This window comes from Geothermobacter ehrlichii, from assembly GCF_008124615.1.
In the GTDB taxonomy this organism is placed as follows: domain Bacteria; phylum Desulfobacterota; class Desulfuromonadia; order Desulfuromonadales; family Geothermobacteraceae; genus Geothermobacter; species Geothermobacter ehrlichii.
Genome location: NZ_VNIB01000023.1, coordinates 1 through 10485 on the forward strand (window position 1 = coordinate 1; position 10485 = coordinate 10485).

The 10485-nt window shown below is 59.5% G+C and carries 8 protein-coding genes and 1 pseudogene; 8 read left to right on the forward strand and 1 reads right to left on the reverse strand.

Annotated features, from left to right (window positions below):
- The 8 genes and pseudogenes from EDC39_RS15890 to EDC39_RS15040 all read left to right on the forward strand — a co-directional run.
- Positions 1-120: pseudogene (locus tag EDC39_RS15890) on the forward strand (c-type cytochrome biogenesis protein CcsB); the annotation flags it as partial.
- A gap of 211 nt (positions 121-331) precedes the next feature.
- A complete protein-coding gene (locus EDC39_RS15010) occupies positions 332-2281 on the forward strand; it encodes a cytochrome c3 family protein (RefSeq protein WP_148897208.1) in 1950 nt (649 codons plus the stop codon).
- Positions 2282-2301: 20 nt separating this feature from the next.
- The gene (locus EDC39_RS15015; RefSeq protein WP_187426829.1) at positions 2302-3441 is read left to right on the forward strand and encodes a 6-bladed beta-propeller; all 1140 of its coding nucleotides are present in this window, start codon (positions 2302-2304) and stop codon (positions 3439-3441) included.
- A gap of 14 nt (positions 3442-3455) precedes the next feature.
- A complete protein-coding gene (locus EDC39_RS15020; protein ID WP_148897210.1) occupies positions 3456-4448 on the forward strand; it encodes a cytochrome c3 family protein in 993 nt (330 codons plus the stop codon).
- A 25-nt stretch (positions 4449-4473) separates the two neighbouring features.
- Complete coding sequence (locus EDC39_RS15025; protein ID WP_148897211.1) at positions 4474-5565, forward strand: NHL repeat-containing protein; 1092 nt, start codon at positions 4474-4476, stop codon at positions 5563-5565.
- A 192-nt stretch (positions 5566-5757) separates the two neighbouring features.
- Positions 5758-6435 (forward strand): cytochrome c3 family protein, encoded by a 678-nt coding sequence (locus EDC39_RS15030; protein ID WP_148897212.1) that lies wholly within the window; start codon positions 5758-5760, stop codon positions 6433-6435.
- A 440-nt stretch (positions 6436-6875) separates the two neighbouring features.
- Positions 6876-9131, forward strand: a complete 2256-nt coding sequence (locus tag EDC39_RS15035; protein ID WP_148897213.1) for a hypothetical protein — start codon at positions 6876-6878, stop codon at positions 9129-9131.
- 68 nt (positions 9132-9199) lie between these two features.
- Positions 9200-10147: a glycosyltransferase family 2 protein gene (locus tag EDC39_RS15040; protein ID WP_148897214.1), complete on the forward strand. Its 948-nt coding sequence runs from the start codon at positions 9200-9202 to the stop codon at positions 10145-10147.
- On the opposite strand, the gene EDC39_RS15045 is transcribed toward EDC39_RS15040, so the two are convergent.
- Positions 10111-10485: hypothetical protein (locus tag EDC39_RS15045; protein ID WP_222862895.1), on the reverse strand; the 375-nt coding region annotated here is incomplete at its 5' end. The two genes, EDC39_RS15040 and EDC39_RS15045, sit on opposite strands and share 37 nt — an antisense overlap.

Here is a 10485-nt window from a genome sequence, read left to right on the forward strand (position 1 = left end):
CGTGGCTGGGTGGGGAAGAAGGCGGCCTGGCTGTCGATCTTCGGCTTCGCCGCCACCATCTTCTGCTACCTGGGTGTCAACCTGGTGCTGTCGGGGCTGCATTCCTACGGCGGAAGCTGAGATTGAGCACCTGACGGTCCATGGTCTGATGCTTGCATTATGCAGAACGGGCGGTTCCCAGTGGCAGCTCTCGAGTGAACTGCGCGGGAACCGCCTTTTCGTTTTGTAACCTGAATTCCGCGACCGACCCGTATTGTCGGGAGCTGCCGACCGCCGGAAACCGGCCGTCTTTTGGCCTTTTCGGCGGCTGTCATTTGACGGGAGGAGAAGAATGTCGGGCAAATTGATGCTGCTGCTGCCTGTTCTGTCGCTCTGCCTGTTCTGGGGGCTGCCGGTTCGGGCCGATACCTGTGTCACGTCGGAATGTCATGCCGTTCTCGGCAAGGCCAGGGTTGTTCACGGGCCGGTTGCCGCCAACGGCTGTGATATGTGCCATGAACCGACCGGCAGGAAACATCCGGGGACGAAGGGGGCCTTCAGGCTGGCTGCCCGCGGCACCGACCTCTGTTATCTCTGCCACGACAGCAAGACCGAGGGCAAAAAGCACATCCATCCCGCCCTCGAGGATGGTTGCACCGGCTGCCACAGCCCGCACCAGTCGGCCAACACCTATTTTCTGCTGCAGCCGGGCAACGTGCTCTGCTTCATGTGTCATGATGACAAGGAGGGTGGCCCCAATCATCATCCCGCCATCGATGAGGGGTGCATCTCCTGCCACGACCCGCATGCCGGCGATGCGCCGAAGATGCTCAGTGATGAAGGAAACGAGCTTTGCCTGAGCTGTCACGATGATCCGACCGGTGGCAAAGAACATGTTCACCCGGCTCTCGAAGAAGGGTGTACCTCATGTCACGATCCGCATGACGGGCCGGCACCGAAGATGCTGCCGGCCGAGGGCAAGGAGCTCTGCCTGACGTGCCATGAGGATCCGACCGAAGGGATGAAGCATGTCCACCCGGCGCTCGAGGATGGCTGTACCGCCTGCCACGACCCGCATGCCGGCGATGCGCCGAAGATGCTGAGTGCTGAGGGGAACGAGCTCTGTTTGAGCTGTCACGACGATCCGTCAGAAGGCATGAAGGTGGTGCATCCCGCTCTCGAAGAGGGGTGCACATCCTGTCACAACCCGCACGCCAGCCCCAACCCGAAGATGTTGCGGGAAGAGGGGGCGCAGCTCTGCGAGCAGTGTCACGAGAGCAAGACCGAAGGCAAGGCCGCGGTGCATTCGCCGGTCGCCGCCGGCGAGTGTACGACCTGCCACGGTCCACATGGCGGCCCGAAGGAGAAGATGCTGCCGGCGACGGGGAGCGAACTCTGCTACCAGTGTCACGACGACAAGACGGCCGACAAGTTCGACCATCCGCCGGTCGCCGACGGCGAGTGTCTCTCCTGTCATGACGTGCACGCCTCTGATACCGAGTACCAGCTTGCGGCGCCCGGCAACGAACTCTGTTTCATGTGTCACGATGACAAGGCCGAACTGGGAGAGATGGAGAACGTCCATCCCGCGGTCGCCGACGGCTGCATCAACTGCCATGATCCGCACAGCGGGCCGCAGGCGAAGATGCTGCCGGCCGAAGGTGACGAACTCTGCGCGCAATGTCATGAAGAGGAGGCGGAGCTGGCAAAGAACGCGTCGTCGAAACATGCCGCGCTCGAAGAGGGTTGCACGGTCTGTCACGATGCCCATGGTACCGGTCAGCCGCGGATGTTCAGTGTCGCGCAGACCGAGATCTGTTTCACCTGCCATGACGACATCCAGGAAAAGATCGCCTCCAGCGCTTCCCAGCACCAGCCGGTCAGGAACGGCCGCTGTGTCGCCTGTCACGCTCCCCACGGTTCCAAGGTCGAACCATTGCTCAAGGGGACCTATCCGGCAGGTTTTTACAGCCCCTACCGGCGGGAGAATTATGGCCTCTGCCTGAAGTGTCACAAGTGGGAGACCTTTGAATACTCGCGGACGGTGCAGGCGACCGGTTTCCGCAACGGGGATCGCAACATCCACTATGTACACGTCAACAAGCGCAAGGGGCGTGTTTGCCGGACCTGTCACGATGTGCATGGCGGTGAGCAGGATCACCTGATCCGGCGCAAGGTTCCGGGGTTTGGCAGCTGGCAGATCCCGATCAACCATACGCAGACCGAAACCGGTGGCACCTGTGTCGTCGGTTGCCACAAACCGAAGTCGTATGACCGGGTGCGGCCGGTACGTAACGATTGATGAACGGGTTGGTCAAGTCCATGAAATCGAGAGTTGTGAGAACCGTCCTGACCTGCCTGGCCGTGCTCGTTCTGGCCGCCTGTGCTGTGCCGCAGAAGGAACAACCGCGCAAACGTTTCTTCTGGCCGCCGGGCGATATCGCGCCGAAGATCGAGTACATCAATTTCTACCACGCCCGGGACGATGTCCGGCGGGGGGTGAACGACTGGCTGGAAGAAGCGATTTTCGGCAAGGAACCGCCGATGCGGGTTTTTGTCCGGCCCTCGGCGATCGTCTCCGACGGCAAGGGACGGGTTTTTGTTGCCGACCAGGCTCTGAACAAGGTCATGGTCTGGGATTTCAACAAACATGAAATCCGCTTTCTGCGCTATCCGTCGGGGAGCGATTTTCTCTTCGAGCTGCCGGCGGGGCTGGCCATGGATGATATGGGCCGGGTCTATGTATCCGATTCCATGGCTCGCAGGATTTTCATTTTTGACGCCGGCGAAAAGGCTGCGGGAATGTTGGCGTCGGAACAACTCAAGCGTCCAACCGGTATCTGTTTCGACCCGGTGCGAGGCGGACTCTATGTCGTCGATACATCGGCCCACCAGGTCCATTTCTTCGACCGCAAAGGGCGCCATGTCGGTGCGATCGGCAAGCGAGGCGTGGCGGAAGGTGAATTCAACTTTCCGGTCGATGCCGATGTCGACGCGGAGGGCAATCTCTATGTCCTCGACGCCATGAACGCCCGGGTGCAGGTGTTCGATCGGGATGGACGTTTTCTGCGCCGGTTCGGTGAGCGCGGCACGGCTCTCGGCTCGTTCATGATCCCGAAATCGATCGCCGTCAGTCCGTCGGGTCTTGTCTATGTGACCGATTCGCAGGCGCACAAGTTTGTGGTGTTCAGCACCAAAGGAGACTATCTTCTGACTGTTGGCGGTGAAAGCCCGGTCGTTGGCGGGAAGGTGTCGCCCGGCGGTTTCTACCTGCCGGAGGGAATCGATGTCGACAGCACCGAAAGTATCTGGGTGGTCGATTCGCTGAACCGCATGTATCATCAGTTTCAGTATCTGACGCCGGAGTATCTGCAGGAACATCCGATCCTGCCGGGGCAGGCCTTTCTGCCGCCGACGGTGAAGAAAGCCCTGGAGAAAAGAAAGAAACCGGCAAAACGCTGAGTGGAGTGCGTACAATGAAAAGGCTGTTGCTGTCGTTGCTGTTTGCGGGGATGTTGCTGGTCGGCCTGGTATCTTCAGGCGGGGCCCTGGAAATCGTCTACCCGGCTGACGGCACGTCCATTACCCGGTCCAATTTCGTCATTGTCAAGGCAGGCACATCTCCTGCGATCGAGGGGATGATCATCGAGCTGAACGGCGGCCGTACCGACATGATTGATGTTTCTTCACCCGAATACAAGGCGGCTTTCGGCGATTTTCTCATCCTGCAGCCGGAGTTCGACCCCGGTGAGAACAGCATCAGGGTCGAGGCCTATGCCGGCGGCAAAAAGCTGGCCGAGGCGAAGGCCAGAATCTGGTATCAGGTCGATCCGCTGGCGCCGCCACCCGAAGGCTATCGCCCTTTCCGGATGCATACGCCACAGCGCGAGGCTCTGTGCGCTTCCTGTCACAACATGAACCCCGACAAGGTCGAGCTGCAGGTGGCCGATGCTACGCAGAATCCCTGCGCTTCCTGTCACAAGCGGCGGCTCAATCACAAATATGTGCACGGCCCGGCGGGCGTCTGGCGGTGCGCGTACTGTCATGACGCGAACGGCAGGTCGACACGTTACGCCGTGCGCAAGGACGGTGATGCCGGTCTGTGCGGCGAATGTCATGCCGAGCAGATACGGCAGTTCCAGTCCAGTCCCTATGTGCACGGTCCGGTGGCGGCGGGACTCTGCTCCGTCTGCCATGATTCGCACGCTACTGACAACCCGGCCCAGGTTCTGGCTCCGATCAACGATCTCTGCCTTGCCTGCCACGACAGTGTCCGTGGTGTGCCGCATGTCGCCAGGGGGATAAGCGGGGAGTCGCATCCTCTTTCCGGTGTGCCCGATCCTTCACGGCCGGGACGGGACCTGTCCTGTACCGGTTGCCACGACCCGCACAGCGGGAACAGCAAGTACTATTTCCAGAATGGCATCCGCAGCCGGTTCGGGCTCTGCGGCAAGTGCCATCGCAAATAAATCCAACTTCAGGGAGTGATGCCCCATGATCAGATCTGGCAAGCTGCTGCTTCTCTGCGTATTGCTGATGCTGGCCGGTTGCGCCAAGCCGAAACCGCCTTTGCGGGTTCTCTGGCCGGCTCCGCCGGACAGACCGCGCCTGGAATGGATTGTCTCCTTTCATTCCGAAGACAATTTTCCCAAGACCGAGTCGGAAAAGGCGACTGAGGCCCTGCTGGGCAAGGGGGACCAGCACTATTTCGGCAAGCCCATGGGGGTGGCCAGCGCCGGTGACGGCGTCGTTTATGTCGCCGATCTCGACGTTCACAATATCCGGGTGATCGATTTCAACCGGCGCAAAAACGAGCTTTTCTTCAAACAGCCGGTCATCGGCCTTCCCATCGGTCTGGCGCTTGACAGCCGGGGCAGGCTGTATGTCAGCGACGCCTATTCGAAGCAGATCTGGGTGGTTTCTGTCGAAACCCGCAAGCCGATCATGACCTTTGGCGGAGATGTCTTCAAGAAACCGACCTTCATGGCGCTCAACGAGCGGCTTGGCCGGCTCTATGTCTCCGACGTCAAGGACCACGTGGTGCGGGTCTTCGACCTGGAAGGAAAACATCTGTTCGATTTCGGCAAGCCCGGCGGTGAAGAAGGGAACCTCTACGGGCCGCAGGGTATCGCCATCGACAAGGACGACAATGTCTTTGTTGCCGAGCAGTTCAACGCCCGGGTGCAGGTGTTCGATGCCGACGGCAACTACAAGTACCGTTTTGGCACCCGGGGCGATCAGCTCTTTCAGTTCGAAGGGCCGCGTGGGCTGGCTTTTGACAGTGAGGGCCATCTCTATGTCGCCGAAACCCGCAAGGCGGCGCTGCTGATCTTCACGCCGGACGGCAAGCCGCTGACGGCCATCGGCGGCAAGCGGACGACCCATCAGCTCGGATTTGCGCTGCCCAACGCCATCTACATCGATCGCAACGATCGCATCTACATCACCGACGGGATGAACAAGCGACTGACCATCTGGCAGTATCTGACTCCGGACTATCTGGAGAAGCATCCGCTCGATCCGAAGCTGATGCGGCAGCTCGAAGAGAAGACCCGTCGGTTGCTGGAGGAGAAAAAGGCGCAGTGATATGACGACGTGATATCGCCGAAGACCCGGCTGTTTTTCCGGGTGTCTGTGCGGAAAGGGCCGGTTGTAAGGCAGTTGTGGCTTTGGCACAGGGATTGCTCGTGTATATGCACAAACGCGTTATCGGATGGCTTCATACGACTGAAGCGTATGTAGTTGTCCACGAACAACCCACATCAAGGAGGTAAGGAAATGAAGAAGGTTCTTGTCCTGCTGGCAGCGGCCGCCCTGCTGGCCAGCCCCGCGTTCGGCGCCGTGCGCAACTCCAAGCACGATCTGTCGAGCAGCAGCACCGCGACCATCAAGTCGACCAACATCGACGAGGTCTGCGTCTTCTGTCACACCCCGCACAGCGGCGCTACCGGCCTGCTCGCCCCGCTGTGGAACCGCAGCATCCCCGGCGGCAGCATCGCCGCTGCCGACCTGTACAACAGCGCCACCCTCGACCAGACCAACAGTAATCCGTCCACTGTTGTCGGCGCTGTCAACAATTCCGACGCTCCGCTCTGCATGTCCTGCCATGACGGTGCCTCGCTGACCGATCCGCTGCTCAATCCCCCGGCCAGCGCCGGCAATGTGCAGCCTGCGGGTCTGAGCAACGTTACCGGCAACGCCAACGTTTTCGGTGACACCCTGCGGAACGACCACCCGATCGGCATGGACTACGGTGCTGTCCAGGCTGCTGACACCGCTGGCTTCAATGCTGAAACGACTGCCAACGTTGATGTCGGCGGCCTGCCGCTGTACACCGCCAATGGCGTCATGTGGTGCTCCACCTGCCATGACGTTCATGGCCAGGGTGGCGGCGATCCCTTCCTCAACATGAGCAACGCCGGTTCGGCTCTGTGCACCACCTGCCACATCAAGTAAGCTGGTTCACGGCTTGATGTTCAGGCGGGAGGCCTTTTGGTCTCCCGCCTTTTTTTTGTTTATGGAGATGATTTTCCGGCCCGGAAGATTTGTGGCTCTTCGAGAGGCTGGCTGATCGGCAGGGCCCCCTGGTGCTTCTGTGTCGGGGGGGGATCAATGGTGTCTGCTCCGAACAACAACGGTGGAGGAGGCCGGCATGCCACACTGTGCATAAGCACAGTCTCTTGCCGCACATGTTGTCCACATTACGTTATGTCTGGTTGCTGTCAGGCGATTCGGCGTAAAGGTGGGTGATATAGCGGAGTTTGTTGATGGTGTTCGAGGGGCAAGTAGCCGAAGATGCAGGACAAATCCCTGTTTGGTTGCGGAACGGAACTTGCACGCCGGTGGTTGACTTTTTTGGCTCCTTGTATGGCGCTTGACAGGATTGGTAAACGTTTATGAAGCTTCGCAATGTCATTTCTGCTTGCTGTCTCTGCATCCTGATCTGGTCGGGGATGGCTTTCGCCGAATTGCAGGGGGTGGCGGAGTGGCGTTATGTCGATTTTCAGCGTGACAGCAAAACGCTGGATGACCTGTCGGTCGGCTCGTTCAGCCAGCAGTACACTCTGCTGTGGAAAAAACAGGGATTGATCCACAACGGCAGGGGCGGCCAATACGACCTGTCTCTCGGTGCCGAGTGGACCTCTTTCGGTACCCGTCTCGACCAGGAAGGTCAGGCCTCGGTCGATTTGGACAACGAGACGAAAAAGATCCTCTACCGGGGCGAGCTGCTGCTGGCGCCGGGGGGGTTGCCCTTCCGTTTTCATGCCTTTTCCTACGACGAGCACAAGAGTACGTTCCTGGAGGACACCTCGCCCGCATTGCAGAGAAGCCTGCTGCGCCCCGGGATCATAACCGACATCGCCAACGGGCAGCACATTACCAGCGGCGCCACCCTGCTGGTGGGCATTCGCAACGGTTCCTACATGGGGCGTTACCGGGATGTACTGTCGCAGCTTCCCCGGTTGCTGGTCGACTACCGGGAAACCTACGTGCGTGACGTGCATGGTGACACGCCACAGCATTTCCGCGAGCGCAATCTGGCCTTCGTGTCGCTGAACAAGAAGGACAACTGGTTCCACTACCGCTATACCGACTATACAAATTTCATGCAGCCGGACGGCAGCGATGATTTCGTCGAGAAGACCTACCTGCTCGGCACCATCGATCATCAGCAGATCCGGCGCTGGATCAACATCACCAACTGGATCAAGATTTCCGCCGACGGCAGCTACACCACCACCGATCATGTCCGCGGTCAGGACTATCCGGAATCGCGGATCTACGATTTCCATCTTTTTTCCCGCATGCGGCGGACCAACTGGGGGGCTTCGGAGTTCACGTCCTACCGCCGCGAGGTGGAGGGGAACAGGCTCAACAAGTTGCTCGAGGTGCCTTTTTTCGCCAGCGGCGAACTTGATCGCAACACGTCCTGGCGCTTTCAGTTCATTGGCAGCCGCGATCGCGAGGAATACCTTGACGGTACGATTTTCGCCAATTCCGGGCAGCCGCTCAGCGACGAGGACGACGCCTATCTGCAGACGCGGATCGAGACCTTCCGGCAGGGACGTTACATCTTTTCGCCCATGATCGAGGTCGAGGCCAAGGGGGGAGATGAAGGGGACGGTTACGCGGCCCGGGCGACCTTCGAATTCTATTCCAACAGCCGGTATCGGCCGAAATATGAGATCTACGGATCCTATGTCCTGTCCCGGTTCGACGGCAACGGCCTGCTGGACGAGACGGTCGATGCCTGGGAGCAGGAAGCGGTTGGCCGGGTCGAAACCCAGGTCAGCAGGTTCGTCCGTCTGGCGATGGAACAGCGGCTGGCCTACAGTGATGGCACCACCGACAAGAACGTTACGATCCATATCCAGCCGCTGGTCAATGACGGCCTGGTCGGCACCCTGACCGAAGTGGATAGAACGGGGGGGGCGACCTTCCGCTCGACCACCAAGCTGCGCGGCGAATTCACCACCACCTGGCGGATGGACAACACCTTGGAGCTGATCTACGATTATGTCGACACGGGGGACAAGAGGGACGATCAGCTCATCCTGAAGCACCGGCTGGACTACGACAACCGGAAATTCAGCCTGCGGATGAAGAACAACCTGATCAAGGGGGCACGACCTGTTTCCGAGGTGGTGACCGGCTCCCTGATCCAGCCCGGCGGTTTCGGTGGCGGCAGTCTCAACTTCGAGCACAGCTCCCGGCTCAGTTACTCTCCGGGCCGGGCCTGGGAAGTGACCGGCAGGGTCGATTATCTCTGGCAGGATACTGATGCCGGTGATACCAGCGACCTGTCGCTGCGGCAGACGGCAACGTACAATTTCTATCACGTCAACGGTCTGATCCGGAAGATCGGCCTGTTGAAGCAGGAACTGGAGTATGAACGGTTCGAGGCCGCGACGGGGCAAACTACCGATGTGACACGGTACAGCCTGCTGGCTGAATACTATCCGACACGGCGAACCTTGTTGGGAGGCGAAGTCAAGTACACAGTTCCGGAGACAGGGAGTGACCTGTTGACGTGGAATCTTGTTGCAGCTGCCAATTTCGAGAAGTTGCAGGTGCGGCTGGAATACGCCTATGGAACTGATGACGATACCGACGAGCAGCGTTGGGAAGTCAACGTCAGAAAGATTTTCTGAGCAGGTCTGGTCCGTTTTTCGTTGCTGACTCCCCTTTCCCGTTTCTCCTCGTTCCGTGGACGCATGACATGGACCTGTCGATAGTTGTTCCTCTCTACAACGAAGCCGAGAATGTCAGGGCGGTGTGTGACGAGATCCGCGCCGCGCTCGATCCGGAAAATTGCCGTTATGAAATCCTCCTGATCGATGACGGCAGCCAGGATGGCAGCTGGGATGTCATGCGGGAGCTGGCTGGCGAGGATTCCCGGATACGTCTGATCCGTTTTCGGCGCAATTTCGGCCAGACGGCGGCGATGGCGGCCGGTTTCGACCATGCGCGTGGCAAGGTGATCGTCCCCATGGACGGCGATCTGCAGAACGACCCGCGCGACATCTCGAGGCTGGTGGCCAGGCTGAAGGAAGGCTACGATGTCGTCTCCGGCTGGCGCAAAAAACGTCAGGATAAGGCCCTGTCGCGCCGGCTGCCCTCGGTGATCGCCAATCGGCTGATTTCACGAATGACCGGAGTGGTGCTGCATGATTACGGTTGCACCCTCAAGGCCTATAGGCGCGAGGTTCTGGATGGGGTGAACCTCTACGGAGAGCTGCACCGCTTCGTGCCGGCACTCGCGTCTCAGATCGGCGCCCGGGTGACGGAGATAGAGGTCAACCACCGGCCGCGCAACGCCGGGGTGTCCAAGTACGGCATCGATCGCACTCTGCGGGTGATACTCGACCTGTTGACGGTGCGTTTTCTGCTCGGTTACGCCACCCGCCCCCTGCAGCTGTTCGGCAAGTGGGGGCTACTGGCCATTTTGCTGGGTGGTGTGTCTGGCCTGACCACTCTCTACATGAAACTTTTTGAAGGGCTGAATCTCAATCGTAATCCTCTGCTCATTCTGACGGCCTTTCTGCTCTTTTCCGGTGTTCAGTTCATCGCTCTGGGGCTGCTCGGCGAGCTGGTGACCCGCACCTATTACGAAGGCCAGGGCAAACCGGTCTACACCATCCGCAGCAAAGTCAATTTCGAGGACTGACCATGCCGGGGCGCGGTCTCTCGCGAGCGGGAGAACGGGTTTGGCGCGGTCTGGTCGTTGCCGGCCTGATGCTGATCCTGGGACTCGCCGCATCCCAGGTTCGTTCCTTCGATATCTTCTGGCAGCTCCAGTCCGGCCGCTACATTCTCGAAACCCGACAATTCATCCATACCGATCTCTTCACCCTGGCGGCGGACGCTCCCCGCTTCGAGCATTGCTGGTTGCATGATGTCCTTTTCTTTCGGTTCTTCGTCGATTTCCGTGGAGTTGTAGCGAACCATAGATGGTTGTATGTTTCCTCCGCATGTAGATGAATCGGAGGAGACGATGTTCGATCG